Annotated in this window: 13 protein-coding genes; 8 read left to right on the top strand and 5 right to left on the bottom strand. The window is 75.3% G+C overall.

Going from position 1 to position 18,244, the window contains the following annotated elements; translation table 11 throughout:
• Positions 1-4 precede the first annotated feature (4 nt).
• Both VEW93_12540 and VEW93_12545 read left to right on the top strand, forming a co-directional pair.
• Entirely contained in the window at positions 5-391 is a 387-nt protein-coding gene (locus VEW93_12540; GenBank protein ID HYI62619.1) for a hypothetical protein, read from the top strand.
• A gap of 11 nt (positions 392-402) precedes the next feature.
• Complete coding sequence (locus tag VEW93_12545; GenBank protein ID HYI62620.1) at positions 403-1,554, top strand: FIST N-terminal domain-containing protein; 1,152 nt, start codon at positions 403-405, stop codon at positions 1,552-1,554.
• On the opposite strand, the gene VEW93_12550 is transcribed toward VEW93_12545, so the two are convergent.
• A complete protein-coding gene (locus tag VEW93_12550; protein ID HYI62621.1) occupies positions 1,515-2,873 on the bottom strand; it encodes a hypothetical protein in 1,359 nt (452 codons plus the stop codon). The two genes, VEW93_12545 and VEW93_12550, sit on opposite strands and share 40 nt — an antisense overlap.
• Positions 2,870-3,637 carry a polyprenol monophosphomannose synthase gene (locus VEW93_12555; GenBank protein HYI62622.1) on the bottom strand — a complete coding sequence of 256 codons (768 nt, stop codon included), beginning with the start codon at positions 3,635-3,637 and terminating at the stop codon, positions 2,870-2,872. Before VEW93_12555 ends, VEW93_12550 begins: the two co-directional genes overlap by 4 nt.
• Before the next feature lie 104 nt (positions 3,638-3,741).
• On the opposite strand from VEW93_12555, the gene VEW93_12560 reads away from it, so the two are divergent.
• Both VEW93_12560 and VEW93_12565 read left to right on the top strand, forming a co-directional pair.
• Positions 3,742-5,862 carry a hypothetical protein gene (locus tag VEW93_12560; protein HYI62623.1) on the top strand — a complete coding sequence of 707 codons (2,121 nt, stop codon included), beginning with the start codon at positions 3,742-3,744 and terminating at the stop codon, positions 5,860-5,862.
• Positions 5,863-5,875: 13 nt separating this feature from the next.
• Positions 5,876-7,822: a hypothetical protein gene (locus VEW93_12565; protein HYI62624.1), complete on the top strand. Its 1,947-nt coding sequence runs from the start codon at positions 5,876-5,878 to the stop codon at positions 7,820-7,822.
• Positions 7,823-7,833: 11 nt separating this feature from the next.
• Here VEW93_12565 and VEW93_12570 read toward each other — a convergent pair whose 3' ends face one another.
• Positions 7,834-8,295, bottom strand: a complete 462-nt coding sequence (locus VEW93_12570; GenBank protein HYI62625.1) for a very short patch repair endonuclease — start codon at positions 8,293-8,295, stop codon at positions 7,834-7,836.
• A gap of 178 nt (positions 8,296-8,473) precedes the next feature.
• On the opposite strand from VEW93_12570, the gene VEW93_12575 reads away from it, so the two are divergent.
• Positions 8,474-9,562, top strand: coding sequence for a DNA cytosine methyltransferase (locus VEW93_12575; protein ID HYI62626.1), 1,089 nt, complete (start codon positions 8,474-8,476; stop codon positions 9,560-9,562).
• A gap of 32 nt (positions 9,563-9,594) precedes the next feature.
• Positions 9,595-10,755, top strand: a complete 1,161-nt coding sequence (locus tag VEW93_12580) for a hypothetical protein (protein HYI62627.1) — start codon at positions 9,595-9,597, stop codon at positions 10,753-10,755.
• A gap of 17 nt (positions 10,756-10,772) precedes the next feature.
• Here VEW93_12580 and VEW93_12585 read toward each other — a convergent pair whose 3' ends face one another.
• Together VEW93_12585 and VEW93_12590 are read right to left on the bottom strand one after the other, a co-directional pair.
• Positions 10,773-11,504 (bottom strand): glycosyltransferase family 2 protein, encoded by a 732-nt coding sequence (locus tag VEW93_12585; protein ID HYI62628.1) that lies wholly within the window; start codon positions 11,502-11,504, stop codon positions 10,773-10,775.
• A gap of 1 nt (position 11,505) precedes the next feature.
• The gene (locus tag VEW93_12590) at positions 11,506-12,294 is read right to left on the bottom strand and encodes a class I SAM-dependent methyltransferase (protein ID HYI62629.1); all 789 of its coding nucleotides are present in this window, start codon (positions 12,292-12,294) and stop codon (positions 11,506-11,508) included.
• Between the two features lie 178 nt (positions 12,295-12,472).
• On the opposite strand from VEW93_12590, the gene VEW93_12595 reads away from it, so the two are divergent.
• On the top strand, positions 12,473-13,690 hold the full coding sequence (locus tag VEW93_12595) for a glycosyltransferase family 4 protein (protein ID HYI62630.1): 1,218 nt from the start codon (positions 12,473-12,475) through the stop codon (positions 13,688-13,690).
• Positions 13,691-13,732: 42 nt separating this feature from the next.
• Positions 13,733-18,160 (top strand): alpha-(1->3)-arabinofuranosyltransferase family protein, encoded by a 4,428-nt coding sequence (locus VEW93_12600; protein ID HYI62631.1) that lies wholly within the window; start codon positions 13,733-13,735, stop codon positions 18,158-18,160.
• Positions 18,161-18,244: the final 84 nt, after the last annotated feature.

Below are 18,244 nucleotides of genomic sequence, written 5' to 3' on the forward strand. Positions count from 1 at the left end.
GGCCATGGACATCGTGGCCGCCGTGTTCATCGAGGAGATGGAGATGCGGTCGGTGCCGGGGCCGTCGACCCGCATCGACCTGACCGGGGTCCACTTCTCCCTGGCCGCCCCCTCCCCCGTGCCCGTCACCATCGAGCCCCACCTGCTGGTGCTGGTCCGGTGCCGGGAGGACGAGGCCGGCCAGGGGGCCCTGGAGGTCACCTACCACCGCGACGGTGAGCAGATCGCCCGCAACGTCCAGCCCCTCCAGGTCGAGCCGGGCAAGTTCAACTACCGCCTGGTCCGGGCCCAGCTGGAGTTCGCCGACTACGGCGTGGTCGAGGCCCACTGCCGGCTCGACGCCGGGCCCATCATCGCCGTGCCCCTCACCCTGCTGCCCCCGGTGGGCTGACGCCGCCCGTCGTGTTCGCGGCCGCCCTGTCCCAACACCCGGTCCCGGCCGAGGCCGTGGGCGAGGTGGTGGGCAGCGTGCTCGACCAGGTCGGCCCGGGCCCCGACGTGGCCGTCCTGTTCGCCTCGCCCGGCCTGGCCGGGGCCATGGAGGACATCGCGGCCACGGTGCGGGCCATCCTCACCCCGGGCGTCCTGGTCGGGGCCACCGCCTCCACCGTCATCGGCGGGGGTCGGGAGGTCGACGACGGGCCCGCTCTGGCCCTGTGGGCCGGCCCGGCGCCCGGCGCCCAGGCGGTGCGGCTCGACGCCGTCACCGCCCCCGGCGGGGTCCAGGTCCGGGGCCTGCCCGCCGCGGCCGGCGAGGGCGGCCCCCGCACCCTCCTGCTGCTGGCCGATCCCTTCTCGCTGCCGACCGACGGCCTGCTCGAGGGCATGGGCCGCGACCTGCCGGAGCTCGCCGTCGTCGGCGGGCTGGCCTCGGCGGCCCGGGGCCCGGGCGGCAACCGGCTGGTGCTCGACGGCGAGGTCCGGTCCCACGGCGCGGTGGGCGTCCTGTTCCCGCCGGGGGCGGCGGTGACGTCCCTGGTGTCCCACGGCTGCCGGCCGGTGGGCGGGCCCATGATCGTCACCGAGGTCGACGGGTCGGTGCTGCTGGGCCTGGCCGGGCAACCGGCCCTGGACCGGTTGGTGGAGGTGGCCCGCGCCATCGCCCCCGACGACCGGCACCTGTTCGAGGCCGGTCCCCAGGTCGGGGTGGTGGTCGACGAGGCCAAGGCCACCTTCGGGACCGGCGACTTCCTGATCCGCGACGTGGTGGGGGCCGACGCCGACCGCCGGGGCGTGGCCGTCGGCGCCCGGGTCGAGGTGGGCACCACCGTGCAGTTCCACGTCCGCGACGCCGACAGCGCCGATGACGACCTCCGGCGGCTCCTGGCCGAGGTCGACGACGACCCCCCGGTGACCGGCGCCCTCCTGTTCAGCTGCAGCGGCCGGGGCCGGGCCTTCTTCGGCGAGCCCGACCACGACGCCGGCCTGGTGGCGGGCCTGGCCGGCCCGGCGGTGGCCGGCATGGCCTGCGCCGGGGAGATCGGCCCCATCGGCCCCCGGAGCCACCTGCACGGCTACACCGCCTCGGTGCTCCTGGTCCGCTCCGATCCCTGACCGCCGTCCCGCCGGGTCACGGCCACCGCCGCGGCCACGATCAGCAGGGGCACGATGGGCACCTTGAACCGGGCGTCGCCGAAGGTCACCAGTGGCGCGGCCAGCAGGCCCAGGGCGGCCAGGGGCACCAGCAGGCGGTCGCCCCGGCGACCCCGGGCCAGGCGGACCAGGCCCACCAACCCGAGCACGGCCACCGCCCGCCAGGCCAGCCCGCAGGCCCGGCGCAGCAGGAGCTGCCGGTCCTCGCTGATCCACGGGTCGTCGCCGTAGGACTGCACGGCCCGCACCGCGTCGTCGTCGCGGTCCACGGTGGCCACGAAGCGGTCCCACACCAGGCCCGGTTCGTCGCGCCACCCCTCCCGGATGAGGCGGAGGGCCGTGCGGGTCTTCTCCTCGTCGTTGCGGAGCTCGCCCTCGGTCCCGTCCTGGACCCCGGTGCCGGTGGCGCACTCGTCCTCGGCCAGGCGGAAGCCCCCGGTGGCCCCCGGCCCGTGGCCGATGCACAGGTTGTCGCCGGTGTTGGTGGACAGGGGCACGAAGGCGTCCATGCGCACGGCGTTGCGGGCCGTCCAGGGCAGGACGCACAGCACGCCGATGCCGGCCACCGCCCCCACCACCGCGGCCGTGCGCCGGAGCCCGGCCCGGGCCACCAGCAGGGACACGGCCAGGGCCAGCACCACCCCGGCGGAGACCGGCCGCACCAGCAGCACGCCCCCCAGGAGCAGGCCGGCGGCCACCAGGCGCCGCCCCCCCAGGCCGGCCGGCCACGGGCCGTCCCCCGGGGGCGGGACCAGGGCCACCAGCAGGCCCAGCAGCAGGGCGATGGCCAGCGTCTCGCTGAGCAGCGCCGCGGTGTGCAGCACCAGGTTGGGGTAGAGGGCCAAGCCCACCGCGGCCACCGCCCCGGCCGCGGCCGAGTGGAGCCGGCGGGCCAGGACGGCCACCAGGACGATGCTGGCCGTGCCCAGGACGGCCTGGGCCAGGCCCGCGGCCAGGGGCAGGTCGTCGGGCAGGGGGGTGTGCACCAGCACGGCGTCGATCACCCCCAGGAACCAGGGGTAGCCGGGCGGGAAATAGGCGGTCGGCTGGCCGGTGAGGGGCTCGACCATGCCGTGGCCCCGGGCGATGCCCTCGGCGTAGCCCACGTAGCGGGCCGGGTCGTAGAGGTTGGTCGGCGGGCGGGACGCCACCAGCACCCAGGCCACCCGCAGGGCCGCCCCCACCGCGGTGGCCCCGGCCACCACGGCCAGGGCCCGCTCGGCGCGGAGGGCGGCGGCGGCCGAGGTGGCCCGGGACCGCAGCGCCGCCGGGGCGCTCACGAGCCCGGTGATCCCGCCACCGCGGAGCGCTCCGACCGGCGGCGGCCCCGGAGGCGCCGGAGCGCCTCGCGCCCGCCCCACCAGGTCACCCGGGCCATGGACTCCACGATGATCCGGCCCGACATCTTCGACGTGCCCCGCTCGCGGTCGCGGAACTCGATGGGCACCTCGGAGATCCGCCCCCCCGCGGCGGTGACCCGGAAGGCCAGCTCGGTCATGAAGGCGTAGCCGTTGGCCCGGGTGGTGTCGTAGCCGATGGCCTCCAGCACCGAGGCCCGATAGGCCCGGAAGCCCGACGTGGCGTCGCGCAGGGGCAGGCCCAGCACCCAGCACGTGTAGCGGTTGCCGTAGCGGGACAGGGCCCGGCGGTGCAGGGGCCAGTTGGGGGTGCTGCCGCCGGGGATGTAGCGGGAGCCGGCCACCAGGTCGTGGCCCTCCTCGACCCCGGCCAGGAGGGTGGGGATGACGGCGGGGTCGAAGGAGAAGTCGGCGTCGATGGTGACCAGCACGTCGTGGCCGCGGGCGATGGCGTGGGCGAAGCCGGCCCGGTAGGCGTTGCCCAGGCCGTCCTTGCCGGCCCGTCGCAGGACGTCGACCCCGCCCAGCTCCTCCCCCACCCGCTCGGCCACGTCCGCGGTGCCGTCGGGGCTGGCGTCGTCGATGACCACGATGCCGGCGTCGGCCGCCGCGGCCCGGATGGCGCGCAGCACCGGCTCGATGTTGTCGGCCTCGTCGTAGGTCGGGACGAGCACCACGGGGCGCATGGCGGGCGACACTATCCCCGGGGCTCCGCAGCCCTCGACGCCGCCGCGGGGCCGGGCCGGAGGGTTCCGCCGCCCGGGAGGCCGGCCGCTACTCTCGCCCCGGCATGACCGTGAGCGCCGACGACGCCCCCGTGCCCGACGCCCCCGCGCCCGAGGCGGCCGCGGCCCGCGAGGGCGTGCTCGGCCCCCGGGCCCGGCTGGTGGCCCTGACCTTCCTCATGCTGTTCACCCAGCTGGCCCTGATCCGCTGGCTGGGGGCCGAGGTCTTCTACCTCTCCTACTTCTCGAACTTCGTGCTGCTGGGCAGCTTCCTGGGCATCGGGCTCGGCTTCCTGTGGGCCGGGCGGGGCGGGCGGTCGCTGTTCCCGTTCGCCCCGGCGTTGCTGGGGGCGCTGATCCTCTACGTCGACATCTTCCCCGTGCCCCTCAAGGTGCAGACCACGGGGCTGATCTTCTTCGACACCATCGAACCCCAGAGCCCCATCCCCCGGGAGGTGGTGCTGGTGGTGCTGTTCGTGGCCGTGGCCGCGGTGATGGCCGCCATCGGCGACGGCGTGGCCCGCACGTTCGGCACCTTCGCCCCCCTCGAGGCCTACAAGCTGGACCTGGTGGGCAGCGTGGCCGGCATCGCCAGCTTCGCCGCCCTGTCGTTCCTGGGGGCCCGGCCCATCGTGTGGGGGGTGATCATCGCCGCCATCGTGGCCCTGACCGTGGCCCCCCGTCCCCGCTGGCGGGCGGTGGTGGCCGCCGTCGGCCTGTTGGGCCTGCTGGTGCCGTTCGCGGCCGAGGCCACCCGGGGCGACGTGGTCTGGTCGCCCTACTACCGGATCCAGCACGAGCGCAACGAGTTCGGGGGGATCGACACCACCGTCAACCAGAGCCCCCACTGGACCCAGATCCCCATCGAGGACAACTACCTCTACGAGCTGGTCTACGAGAACAGCACCCGGCCCGAGGGCGGCCGCACCCTGGTCATCGGGGCCGGCTCGGGCAACGACGTGGCCTCCGCCCTGCGCCGGGGCGCCACCCACGTCGACGCGGTGGAGATCGACCAGAAGCTGCTCGACCTGGCCCGCGAGAGCCACCCCGACGACCCGTGGAGCGACCCCCGGGTGGACGTCCACGTGGACGACGGGCGGGCCTTCCTGGAGCGCACCGACGAGACGTGGGACAAGATCCTGCTGGCCCTGCCCGACTCCCTGACCCTGGTGCAGGGGGCGTCGTCGGTGCGGCTGGAGTCGTACCTGTTCACCCGGGAGGCGGCCGAGACGGCCCGGGACCGGCTGGCCCCCGGCGGCGTGTTCGCCATGTACAACTTCTACCGGCAGGACTGGCTGGTCGACCGCTACGCCAACACCCTGGAGCAGGCCTTCGGCACGGCCCCGTGCGTGACCAAGGTCGGGGCCTTCAACCTCTCGGTGCTCATCGCCTCCGAGGACCCCAGCGCCATCGACTGCCCGCCCGAGTCGCGGTGGGCCGGAGCCGAGGCCACCGACGCCCCCGAACCGGCCACCGACGACCACCCCTTCCCGTACCTGCGCGACCGCGGCATCCCCAGCATCTACGTGGTGTCGTCGCTGCTGATCCTGGCCTTCTCGCTGGTGGCCCTGCGCCTCGTGGGCGGCCCCCTGGGCGGGACCCTCGGCGTCGGGGGCCGGGACCGGGCCGACTCGTTCCGGGCCTACATGGACCTCTTCGCCATGGGCGTGGCCTTCCTCCTGCTGGAGACCAAGGGAGTGGTGGGCTTCGCCCTCTACTTCGGCACCACCTGGCTGGTCAACGCCCTGGTGTTCATGGGCGTCCTGCTCTCGGTGCTGGTGGCCGTGGCCGTGTCCCGCCGGGTCTCGTTCCGGCACCCCACCCGCCTCTACGGGGTGCTGCTGGCCGCCCTGGTGGTGGCCTGGCTGGTCCCGCCGGCCACCCTGCTGGACCTGCCGGTGGTGCCCCGCTTCCTGGCCGCCGTCACCCTGGCCTTCTTCCCCATCTTCACCGCCAACCTGGTCTTCACCCAGCGGTTCAAGGCCACCAGCAGCTCCATGACCGCCTTCGGGGCCAACCTGGTGGGCAGCATGGTGGGCGGCATCCTGGAGTACCTGGCCCTGGTCACCGGCTATCGCAACCTGCTGCTGGTGGTGGCCGTGGCCTACGGCGCCGCCTTCCTGCTGGGCCGCAAGGAGCTGGAGGCGGTGACCGAGCAGCCCGACCCGGCCGGGGCCCCCGGATGAGGCCCGGGCCGCGGTGAGCGAACCGGGCGACACCCGCCCCGCGCCGGCGGTGGCCGAGACCGCCGGGGACCGGGCTGACGGCCCCCCGGCCCCCGAGGCCGATCCGAGCGCCCCCACCGGTCGGCGCCGCCGGCCGTCGCTGGCCGCCGTCGGCCTGTGGGCCGTGGTGGTGGCCCCCCTGGCCGTGGCCGCGGTGGCCATGCGCCACCCCCGCTGGTACCCCATCGCCGACCTGGCCCAGGGCGAGCTCCGGGTCCGCGACGTGGGCGGCCGCCACACCCCGCTGATCGGCCTGGCCGGGCGCATCGGCGACTTCTCCGACCCGGGCAGCCACCCCGGGCCGCTGAGCTTCTGGGCCCTGGCCCCGATCTACCGCCTGCTGGGCGGCTCGGCCTGGGCCCTGGTGGTGTCCTCGGTGGCCCTGCACGCGGCGGCCATCGGCACCGCCCTGTGGACGGCCGGGCGACGGGCCGGCCTGCCCCTGGTGGCCGGGGTGGCCGCCGCCCTGGCCCTGCTGGTGCGCACCTACGGGGTCGAGGTCTTCATCGAGCCCTGGAACCCGCACCTGCCGGTCATGGCCTGGATCGTGTTCCTGCTGGCCCTGTGGTCGGTGCTGGACGGCGACCCGCCCCTGCTGGTGGTGGCGGTGGTGGCCGGCTCCTTCTGCGCCCAGACCCACCTGCCCTACCTGGGCCTGGTCGGGGCCCTGACCGGGTTCCTGGCCGTGCCGGTGGCGCTGTCCCTGTGGCCCCGGTGGCGGGCCCGGCGGGCGGCCCGGGCCCCGGGGGGCATCGAGGAGGTGGACCGGGGCCGGCTGGCCCGGTGGACGGCCGCGGCGGTGGTCGTGGGCGTGGCGCTGTGGACCCCGACGGTGCTGGACGAGCTGTTCGGCACCGGCAACGTCACCAAGATCCGGGAGTCCCTGTCCGACCCCGTCGAGCCGGTCACCGGCTTCGGGACCGGGATCCGCCAGCTCCTGTTCCAACTCGACCCCGGTCGCCTGGTGGGGTGGGGCCCGGAGCTGACGGCCCAGGGGGCGACCCGCTGGAACGTGGCCGGGACGGTGCTGGTGCTGGCCTGGGCCGCGGCGGCCGCCGGGGCCTGGCGCCTCGGGCACCGCCCGCTGCTGCGCCTGCACGCGGTGCTGGCCGCGGCCCTGGCCCTGGGCTGGCTGTCCATCAGCCGGGTCTACGGCACCCTCTGGTACTACCTGTTCCTGTGGACGTGGGGCCTGGGCGTCCTCATGCTCCTGGCCGTGGCCTGGACCGGCTGGGCCGCCCTGTCCCCGCGGCTCGGCCCCGGCCGGCGGACCGCCCTGCGGGGCGCCGCCGTGGGGGTGGCCGCCCTGGTGGCCGTGGTGGCGGCCGGCGCCTTCACCACCGACACGGTGGACGCCGAGCCGTCACGCCCCGACCTGTCGGCCACCCTGGGCGTGGTGGCCGACGGGACGGCCGAGGCCCTGGGCCGGGGCGAGGTCGTGGGCGGGGGCCGCTCCGGTCGCTACCTGGTCCGGTGGATCGACCCGGTCAGCATCGGGTCCCAGGGCATCGGCCTGGTCAACGAGCTGGAGCGGGCCGGGTTCACTGTCGGTGTCGACGAGGGCTTCGGGGCCGGCGCGGTCCGCTACCGGGTGCTGCCCGAGGCCGAGGCCACCGCGGTGGTCACCCTGGTGGTGGGGCCGGCCATCGCCGAGTGGCAGGCCCGCCCCGACGCCGACCAGGTGGCCTACGCCGACGAGCGCACCCCCGAGGAGCGCCAGGAGGCCGAGGCCCTGTCCGCCGAGGTCGACACCGAGCTCCGGGCCGCCGGGCTCCCGGCCGTGGCCGAGGAGTGGGTCGGCAACCTGTTCACCGCCACCCTGCACGCCGAGGTCCCCGAGCCCACGCGGGACAAGATGCTCCGCGTCCTGGACATCGGCGCCGCCGTCGCCGTCTTCGTCACCCCCCCCACCCGGAGCTGAGACGGCCGCCGTCACCGGCGGGCTCGTTCTCCCGCCCGCTTGCGCACGACCTGCTCGACCAGGTCGACCGAGCCCTCGAGGTCGGCGTGCTCCCACACCCGGATGACCTCCCACCCCTGTTGGGTCAGAGCGGCGTCCACCCGCCGGTCCCGCTCCACGTTCTTCTGGAGCTTCGGGACCCAGTAGCTCTGGTTCCGCTGGGGGACGTGCTGGTGCTCCGGGCACCCGTGCCAGAAGCACCCGTCCGCGAACACCGCCACACGGGCCCGGGAGAAGACGATGTCGGGCCGGACCCGCAGGTCGCCGCTGCGCAACAGGTGATCCTTCCGGAAGCGGAGGCCACGGCGGTGGAGGGCGGAACGGAGCCGGACCTCGAGCTTCGTGTCCTTGCGGCGGTTGGCCTTGCCGATCTTGGTGGCGGCCTCGTCCTTGGGCTCAGGGTAGGGGACGATGACCCCTCCGCCGAGGTTCACGGTCAGGGGGGCTGCGGCACCGGGAGGGCCGGCCACCGGCTTCGCTGTCACAGGGACCTGGTCTACTGCCCGAATGTCCTCGGAGCACGGCCTCCATCGCGGCGGCGACCCTCGGCTCGACCTCTTCCCCCGGCCCAGGGTGCGCGCCCCTTCAGACCCCGCGAGCCAGACTGGCCCGGTGCCTGTCGGCTCTGCCCTCTCCCTCTTCTCCGGCGCCGGAGGCCTTGACCTCGGGGTGGAAGCCGCGGGGTTCCAGACCGTGTCGGCGGTGGAGTGGGACGAGGACGCGTCCGACACCATGGAGAAGAACGCGCCGACCGCCTTCCCGGGCTTGCGGGAGGTCGTTCGGGAAGACCTCTACCCCCTGGCCGCCGGCTCCTCTGGTGGGGTCACGACCCGTGACCTGCTCCGAGCGGGCGGCCTCGGCCCCCGGGAGCGCCCGGACCTCCTGGTCGGCGGGCCGCCGTGCGTCGCCTTCTCGAAGTCGGGGTTCTGGCTGGGCTGGAAGCGGGACGGGGTGGACCCGGCGGCCAGCCTCCTCCAGGCCTACACGCGGGTTCTGGCCGAAGCCCGGCCGCGGTTCTTCATCCTCGAGAACGTCTACGCCCTGACCTTCGACAACCGGGCCAGCAGACCTGCCTTCACACGGCTCCTGCACGAGATCGAGGCGGCGGGCTACCGCGCCCGGTGGGACGTGCTGAACGCCGCCGACCACGGCATCCCCCAGGCGCGGCCCCGGCTGTTCATCGTCGGCGCCCGCAAGCGGGAGCCGTTGCCCGAGCTGCCGGCCCCGACCCACCACGGCAGGTGGGAGCGGCGCGCCAGCCAGGGTGGGCCGCTCCCCCACGTGACGACCGGCGAAGCCCTCGCCGGCCTCATCACCGAGCCAGAGCGCGAGGAGGTGGTCGGGGGGCGCTGGGGCCACCTGCTGCCCGAGATCCCCCCGGGCGACAACTACCTGCACCTGACGGCCAAGCGAGGGCACCCCGATCCGGTGTTCGAGTGGCGCTCCCGCTACTGGTCCTTCCTCCTCAAGCTCGACCCGGACCGGCCCTCCCCTACCATCCAAGCCCAGCCCGGCCCCAACGTCGGTCCCTTCCACTGGGAGAACCGCCGGCTCCGGGTCCCGGAGCTGCGGCGGCTCTTCACCTTCCCGGACGACTACGCCTTCGTCGGGCGTCGGGCATCGGTCCAAGCCCAGGTCGGCAACTCCGTGCCCCCCCTGCTCGCCGAGAGGGTGGCACGCCAGGTCGCCGACGTCGCGTGAGCCTCCGGGGGCCCGCGCCGAGGTCCGGTCCGGTGACGGAGCTGGCCGGGCGCAGCTACGTCCCGAAGACCTACCGGATCTCGACCTCGCGGGCACCGGTGATCGACCTCCTCGCCGGGGCCGTGGAGGCCAGCGGCGGGCGGGTCGTCTCCTGCTCGTTCCCCCGAGAGGCGGTCGCTCCGATCTTCATGGGGGCCGAGGACGGGGAGGGCCACCGCTACGGCTTGCTGCTCTACCCGTTCACGACCACGCGTCGAGCCATCAGGAACCGCCCTCACGCCGAACATCGATTCCAGATCCGCTTCGGGGACCCCACCCGTGTGCGCCAGGAGGCCAACCCGTTGGGGCACGACCCGTCGGGGGTCGACGTGACCCTGGTGCTCGCCGTCGACGCCGAGCGCGACCTCATCGTGGGGCTCGACCCACTCGTCTACGCCGAACTCCCGATGGGCGTGTCCGGCTACTACCGGGACGCCCAGGCTGACGCGGTCGCCGCCACCGGCTGGTCAGCCTGGGCCAAGGAGAAGGCCAAGCCTCGGACCGACCTGGGGCCGACCTGGGATGGGCTCGAGTCGATGGTGGGCTTCGCCCCCGACCGGTTCTTGGACTACGCCCGCTTCGAGGCGCTGGCCACCGGCCTGGGCCTGGACACCGGGCTGCGGATCGCCCTCGCCGAGCGGTTCGCCACCGGCCACGTCGCCCGCCACGACCTCGAGCACCTGTTCGGCGTCGACGCCGCCACCATCCTGGACATCATCGAGGCCAACTTCCGCCTCGGGGTCGCCGTCCGTGGCAGCGTGGCCGAGCACCACCTCGGCGTGGTCCTGGACCGGGAGCCGGCGGTCGCCTCCCACGAGCCCATCGACGAGGACGGGAAGCCTGACTTCCGGGTCCGGCTGGTCGACGGGCGAGAGATCACCATCGAGTGCAAGAACGCCCTGCGGGACACGTACAGGGACGGCGACGCCAAGGTCGAAGCCCAGAAGACCCGCGACTCGGGGGCGGGGCGGAAGTACCCCTTCCATGCCTTCGACGTCCTGGCCGCCTGCATGTTCTCGGTGACCGGCCGGTGGACCTTCCGGTTCAGGTGGAGCCGCGACCTCACCCCCTGGGCCAAGGACCCCCACCGGATCGGCGCCATCCAGCGCATCGACGGCACCTGGTCCGAGTCGCTGGGCGACCTGGTCCGCTGATGGCTCGTCGAGGGCGGTCAGCGGGGCGAGGTGCGGCGGGAGCGGAGGCGGATGCGGGCCAGGATCCAGAGGGCCTCGACGCCGTCGGTCCACTGGATCTTCTTGCCCTCCTCGCGGCCCCGGGCCGTGTACGAGATGGGCACCTCGAAGATGCGCTCCCCCCGGGCCAGGAGCTTGCCCGTGACCTCGGCCTCGATGCCGAAGCCGGAGGAGGTGATGCCCAGCTCGCGCCAGGTGTCGCGGGGGGCCAGCTTGAGGCAGGTCTCCACGTCGGTCAGCCAGGCGTCGAAGAGCATGCTGGCCCAGTAGGCCACCAGCTTGTTGCCGATCACGAACCAGAACGAGTAGGCGGCGTGGCCCCCGTAGGAGCGGGCCCCGTAGACCACGCGGGCCTCGCCCCGCAGGGCCGGCGCGCACAGCAGCGGGATGTCGGCCGGGTCGTACTCCAGGTCGGCGTCCAGGATGGTCAGCAGGTCGCCCCGGGCCTCGGCGAAGCCCCGGACCAGGGCTCGCCCCTTGCCCTGGTTGGGCTCCTGGCGCACCAGGCGCACCCGGTCGCCGTCGACCAGGTCGGCGATGAGCTCGGTGCAGCCGTCGCGGGAGCCGTCGTCCACGATGACCAGCTCGGTGGGCAGGGGCATGTCCACGGCCAGCAGCCGCTCGACGGCCCGCCGCAGGGTGGCGGCCTCGTTGTAGACGGGCATCACGATGGTCAGCCGCTGGTAGGCGGCGCCGGTGTCGGGGGCCACGTCAGTACGGCCAGCCGCTGGCGTCGTGGCCCAGGAGCCGGGTGGCCCGGCCCAGCTTGGCCACGATCAGGGCCTTGATGAGCAGGTTGCGAGCGAACCAGGGCAGCTCCAGGGCCTGGTGCACGGCGTTGGCCACCCGGGCCTTGGGGCCGAGGCGCTCCCGCCGGTACTCGGTCATGGACCCGGAGCGGCCCACGTAGCGGAAGCGGCCCCCGAGGAACAGCTCGCGCAGGATGCCCAGGGTGACGCCCACGGAGCTGAACGAGTCGTGGATGAGCATGGTGCCGCCGTCGGCCACCCGGGCCCCCCAGTCGCGGATGTCGGCCCGGGCCGGGCCGTAGCGGTGGGCGCCGTCGATGTAGAGCAGGTCGATGGGCTCCGCCACGTCGCCGTGGGCCTCGTCGGACATCTTGCGGACGTGGGTGACCCGGTCCAGCACCCCGGCCTTGTCCAGGTTGGCCCGGAACACGTCGTGGTCCTCGGCCGCCTCCTCCACGAAGCCGTCGATCTCCTGGGGACCCCGGTCGTTGCCGGCGTGGGGGTCGATGGCCACCAGCTCCACCGACGGCGCCGCCGAGCGGGCCAGCACCACCATGGACCGGCCCCGGAAGCTGCCGATCTCCACCACCCGGCCCCCGTCGGCCACCCGGCCGGCGGCGTCCCACAGGAGCCGGGCCTGGCCGTCGGTCATCCACCCCTCGACGTCGGCCACGTCGGCCAGGGTGGTGGCGAAGTCGAGGCCGGTGGGCCCGTCGGTCGGGCCGGGGGCGGGAACTGCGGAGGACGTCATCGGTGCGGGGCTCAGCTCGGTCGGGGCCCGGAGGCGTGGGCCGGGGGAAGGAGGGCGGCGCGGCGGCCCGATGATCCGCCGTCGCGGGGGCCGGTGCTCTATCGTGCGAGCGCCGCCCGGAGGCCGGGAGGCACAGCCGGCCACCCTACTCGGAGGCCCCTTCCGACCCCGTGATCCGTTGACCGACGCGCCCCGTCCCCCCACCCCTCCGCCGCTGGGCGCGCTGCGGCCCAAGTTGGGCGACATCGCCGCCGCCGCCGGGCTCCAACGGGTCCACATGATCGCCTGGCGGGACCTGGACGACGTGGAGGCCGGCGGCTCCGAGGTGCACGCCGCCGAGGTGGCCCGGCACTGGGCCGAGGCCGGCCTGGACGTGATGATGCGGACCTCGTGGGCCCAGGGCCACCCCAACCACGACCGCCGCGACGGCTACGAGGTGGTGCGCAAGGCCGGCCGCTACATGGCCTTCCCCCGCACCGCCCTGGCCGAGGTGCGCCGGGCCCACGGCCGGCCCGACGGCCTGGTCGAGATCTGGAACGGCATGCCCTTCTTCTCGCCGCTGTGGGCCACGGTGCCCCGGGTGGTGGTCCTCCACCACGTCCACGCCGACATGTGGAAGATGGTGCTGCCGCCCCGGCTGGCCCAGGTCGGCGACGCCATGGAGCGCCAGGTGGCGCCCCGCATCTACCGGCGCAGCCGCATGATCACCCTGTCGCCGTCGTCCAAGGAGGAGATGGTCGAGCTGGGCTTCCGGCCCGAGCGCATCGACGTGGTCCCCCCCGGCGTCGACCCGCTCTACACGCCGGGCGGCACCCGCTCCGAGGTGCCGCTGGTGGTCCACGTGGGCCGCCTGGTGCCGGTGAAGCGCATCGACCGCCTGATCCGGGCCGCCGCCGCAGCCCGCGAGGCCACCCCCGACCTGCAGCTCGTCCTGGCCGGCAACGGGCCCCTGCGCCGCGAGCTGGAGGAGCTGGTGGCCGGGCTGGGGGCGGGCGACTGGGTCGCCTTCGCCGGGCGCATCTCCGACGAGGAGAAGCTCGACCTGTACCGGCGGGCCTGGGTGGTGGCCTCGTCGTCGGTGCGGGAGGGGTGGAACATGACCCTCACCGAGGCCGGCGCCGCGGGCACCCCGGTGGTGGCCACCCGCATCCCGGGCCAGGTCGACGCGGTGGACGAGGGCCGCAGCGGCCTGCTGGCCGACGACGACGCCGAGCTGGCCCGCCACCTGGTGGCCATCACCTCCGACGCCGCCACCCGCGACCGCCTGGGGTCGGGGGCGCTGGCCCACGCCCGGCGCTTCACGTGGGAGGCCACGGCCCGCTCGATCCTGGAGGCCCTGGCCGAGGAGGCCGAGCGGTGGCAGGACCGACCCTGGCGGACCTGGCGCCGCCGGTGACCGGCACCCCGCCCCGGCGCCCCCTCGGGCCCGGCTGACCCCGTGCCGCCCCCGCCCGCCGTCGCGGCGCGCCCCGGCGCGGGCCGGCGCCACCTCCCCCATTGGGCCCCCGTCGGCCTCCTGGCCGCGGTGTGCTACCTGCCCCTGCTGCTCACCCACCGGGGCCAGGTGGGCGCCGACACCAAGTCGTACCTGTACCTGGACCCCGACCGGCTCCTGGGCCGGGCCTGGTCGATGTGGGACCCCAACGTGGGGCTGGGCACCGTGCCCCACCAGAACATCGGCTACCTGTGGCCCATGGGGCCCTTCTACTGGGCGTCGGAGCACCTGGGGCTGCCCGACTGGGTGGCCCAGCGCCTGTGGCTGGGGTCGATCCTGTTCGGGGCCGGGCTGGGCGTCCGCTACCTGCTGCGGGCGCTGGGCCAATCCGGGCCCGGCGTCACGGTGGCCATGTTCCTCTACGCCCTGTCGCCGTACGTGCTCACCCTGGGGGCCCGCATCTCGGCCCTGCTGCTGCCCTTCGCGGCGCTGGGCTGGCTGCTGGGCCTCACCGTGCGGGCCGTGCGCCAGCGGGACTGGCTCCACCCCGCCCTCTTCGCCCTGGCCGTGCCCACCGTGGGCTCCAGCAACGCCACCGCCCTGCTGCTGGTGGGCCTGGCCCCGGCCCTGTGGGTGCCGTACGCCACCTTCGTCCTGAAGGAGGTCCGCCTGCGGGCCGCCCTGGGGGTGGTGGGCCGCATGGGGGTGCTGACGGTGGCCACCTCGCTGTGGTGGGTCGTCGGCCTGTGGTGCCAGGGCGGGTTCGGGATCGACGTGCTCCGCTACACCGAGACCGCCCGGACCGTGGCCGACGCCTCCACCGCGCCCGAGCTGCTGCGCGGCCTGGGGTACTGGTACTTCTACGGCGACGACAAGCTGGGCCAGTGGATCGAACCGTCGTCGGCCTACACCGAGAACCCGGCCCTGATCCTGCTGACCTACGGGCTGCCGGTCCTCGGCCTGCTGGCCGCCGGCCTGGTCCGATGGCGCTACCGCGGCTTCTTCGTGGGCCTGGTGGTGCTGGGCCTGGCCGTGGCCGTGGGCGCCCACCCCTGGGACGACCCCACGGTGGCCGGCTCCGGGGTGAAGGCCTTCCTCCAGTCCCAGGCCGGCCTGGCCATGCGCAGCCTGCCCCGCACGGTGCCGCTGATCGCCCTGGGCCTGTCGGTGGCCACCGGCATGGCCGTGACCGCGGTGGGCCGGTGGCGGCCGCGGTGGGAGCGGCCGTCGGCCACCGCCCTGGTGGCCCTGGCCCTGGTGGGCCTGCCGCCCCTGTGGCTGGGGCAGATGGTGGCCGACAACCTCCAGCGCGACGAGGAGCTGCCCGCCTACTGGACCGAGGCCGCCGCCGCCATCGACGGCCGGGGCCGCGACGGCGACGGGTGGGAGTCGCGGGTCCTGGAGGTGCCGGGCTCGGACTTCGCCGCCTACCGGTGGGGCAACACCGTGGATCCCATCACCCCGGGCCTGGTCGACCGGCCCTACGTGGCCCGGGAGCTGATCCCCTACGGCACCCCGGCGTCGGCCGACCTGCTGAACGCCCTCGACCACCAGATGCAGGAGGCGGTCCTCGACCCCGAGGCCATCGCCCCCATCGCCCGGCTCATGGGGGCCGGCGACATCGTCCTGCGGGGCGACCTGGCCTACGAGCGGTTCAACCTGGTCCGGCCCCGGCAGGCCTACGACCTGCTGGAGCGGGCGCCGGGGCTGGGCCCGGCCCAGGGCTTCGGCCCGGCCGTCCCCAACGTGCCCGACCCCCGGCTGCCCCTGGAGGACGAGCTGGAGCTGGGGGCCGACCCCGACCTGCCCGATCCCCCGCCGGTGGCCCTGTACCCGGTCGAGGGCGACCCCCACCTCCTGGCGGCCAAGCCGGTGTCGTCCACCGTGGTGGTGGCCGGCAACGGTGACGGCCTGGTGGCGGCGGCCGCCGCCGGGCTGATCGACGGCGACGAGCTCATCCGCTACTCGGCCTCCTTCGCGGCCGAGGGCGGGGGCGGGGCCGCGGCCCTGCGCCGGGCCCTGGCCGACGGCGGGGCCCTGGTGGTCACCGACACCAACCGGCGCTCCGGCCAGCGCTGGGGCTCGGTGCACGAGACCGACGGCTTCACCGAGCAGGCCGGGGAGGAGCCCATGGTCGTCGACCCCAGCGACAACCGGCTCCCGCTGTTCCCGGGGGCCGGGTCCGCCACCGAGACGGTGGCCGTCCAGGGCGGCGAGCTGTCGGTCCGGGCCACCAGCTACGGCAACAGCGTGACCTTCACCCCCGAGGACCGGGCCGCCCAGGCCTTCGACGACGACCCGCTCACCGGCTGGTACACCTCGGCCTTCGCCTCGGCCCGGGGCGAGCGGCTGGAGGCCACCTACGCCAGCCCCCGCACCACCGACTCGGTGCGGCTCCTCCAGGCCGGCCGGGGCATCCAGAACCGCTGGATCACCCGGGTGCGGCTCCGCTTCGACGGCGGCGACCCCGTGGACGTCGACCTCAACTTCGCCTCCCGGGCCGCCCCCGGGCAGGAGATCCCCTTCCCCCGCCGCACCTTCCGCGAGCTGTCGGTCGAGATCCTGGCCACCGAGCCCGGGCAGCTGCCGGCCTACGACGAGCTGAGCGGCGTCGGGTTCTCCGACATCCGCCTGGGCCACGGCGACGTGCGCATCGACGAGTCCGTCCGGCCCCCGCTCGACCTGCTCACCGCCCTGGGTGACGACGCCCTGGACCACCCGCTGGCCCTGGTCCTGACCCGCCTGCGGTCCCGGTCGTCGGCCCCGCTGCGCACCGACGAGGAGCCCGGCATGGTGCGCGACCTGGAGCTGCCCGGGGCCCGCGCCTTCGCCCTGGCCGGCACCGCCCGCCTCTCGGCGGCGGCCACCGACTCCCTCATCGACCTCCTGCTGGGGCGGCCGACGGTGGCCGAGGGCGGGGTCGAGCCGGCCTCCAGCCGTCGCCTGCCCGGTGACGTGTCGGCCCAGGCCGCGGCGGCCGTCGACGGCGACCCCGGCACCCACTGGAGCCCGGGCTTCCTGGGCCAGGACGGGGAGTGGGCCGGCTACCGGCTGGCCGAACCCGTCACCTTCGACCACATGGACCTCCGGGTGGTGGCCGACGGGCGCCACACCGTCCCCACCCGCCTGCGGATCGAGGCCGACGGCGAGACGGCCGCCACCGTCGACGTGCCGGCCATCGCCGACCGGCCGGGCAAGGACGCCACCACCGAGGTGCGGCTGACCTTCCCCGAGGTCACGGGGCGGGACATCTCGATCCACGTGGTGGACTCCCGCGAGGTCGAGACCAACGACTGGATCTCCAAGGAGCCGGTGGTCATGCCGGTGGGCATCGCCGAGTGGGGCATCCCCGGCCTGCGGGTCGACCCCCTGCCCGAAGCCTTCGACAGCGGGTGCCGGGACGACCTGCTCACCCTGGACGGCGATCCCGTGCCGGTCCGCATCACCGGCACCACCCGGGCCGCCCTGGACGGCGAGGCCCTCGACCTGGCCGCCTGCGACGGCGCCCCCCTCGACCTGCCGGCCGGCCCGTCGCAGCTCCGCACGGCCGAGGGCGTCGACACCGGCCTCCAGATCGACCGCCTGGCCCTGCGCTCGGCGGCCGGGGGCGAGGCCGACACGGCCACCACGCCCCTGGTCGAGGACCCGGCCCCGGTCACCACCACCGTCATCGACCGCGACCGCTGGCGGGTCACCGCGGACGTGGGCCCCCGGGCCGAGCCGACGTGGTTGGTCGTCGGCCAGAGCCACAACGAGGGGTGGCGGGCCACCCTCGACGGCGAGGACCTGGGCCCGCCCCAGCTGGTCGACGGCTACTCGTCGGGCTTCCTGCTCCCCCCGGGGGCCGACCCGGCCACAGTGGAGGTCGTGTGGGCGCCTCAGCGGGTGGTGCTGGGGGGGCTGTGGCTGTCGCTCCTGGCCGCCCTCGGCTGCCTGGTGCTGGTGCTGCGGCCGTGGCGGTGGCGTCGCTGGTGGGCGGCCCGGCGGGCCCCGACCCCGGCCCCCACCCCGGCGACGGCGACGGACCCCGGCCCCGACGAGCGGCCCCTGCCCCTCGACCTGGCCTGGGCCCTCCGCAGCCCCGGGACGGCTCCGTCGTGGCCGGTGACCGGGGCCACCACCGTGGCCCTGGGCCTGGCCGGGGCTGTGCTGGCCGGGGCCCCGGCCGGGCTCCTCCTGGCCGTCGTCACCCTGGCCGGGCTCCGGTCCGACCGGGCCCGCCCGCTGCTGGCCCTGGGGCCGGCCGCGGTGCTGGCCGGGGCCGCCGCCTACGTGGCCGTGCGCCAGGTGGGGTACCGGTTCCCGGCCGGGTTCCGGTGGCCCGAGCAGTCCCAGGGGGCCCACGGGCTGGTCTATGCCGGCGTGCTGCTCCTGGTGGTGGAGGTCGTCGTCCGCCGCCTCCGGACCCGGAGGGGTGACGCCGGTCCCTGAACCGCTCACAGGTGGCGGCCCGGTGCCGATGGGCCCCCCGCACGACGTTCGCGATCGGGGCCGATCATCAGCCGCACACGGGAA

Source organism: Acidimicrobiales bacterium (assembly GCA_035630295.1).
GTDB lineage: Bacteria > Actinomycetota > Acidimicrobiia > Acidimicrobiales > Iamiaceae > Iamia.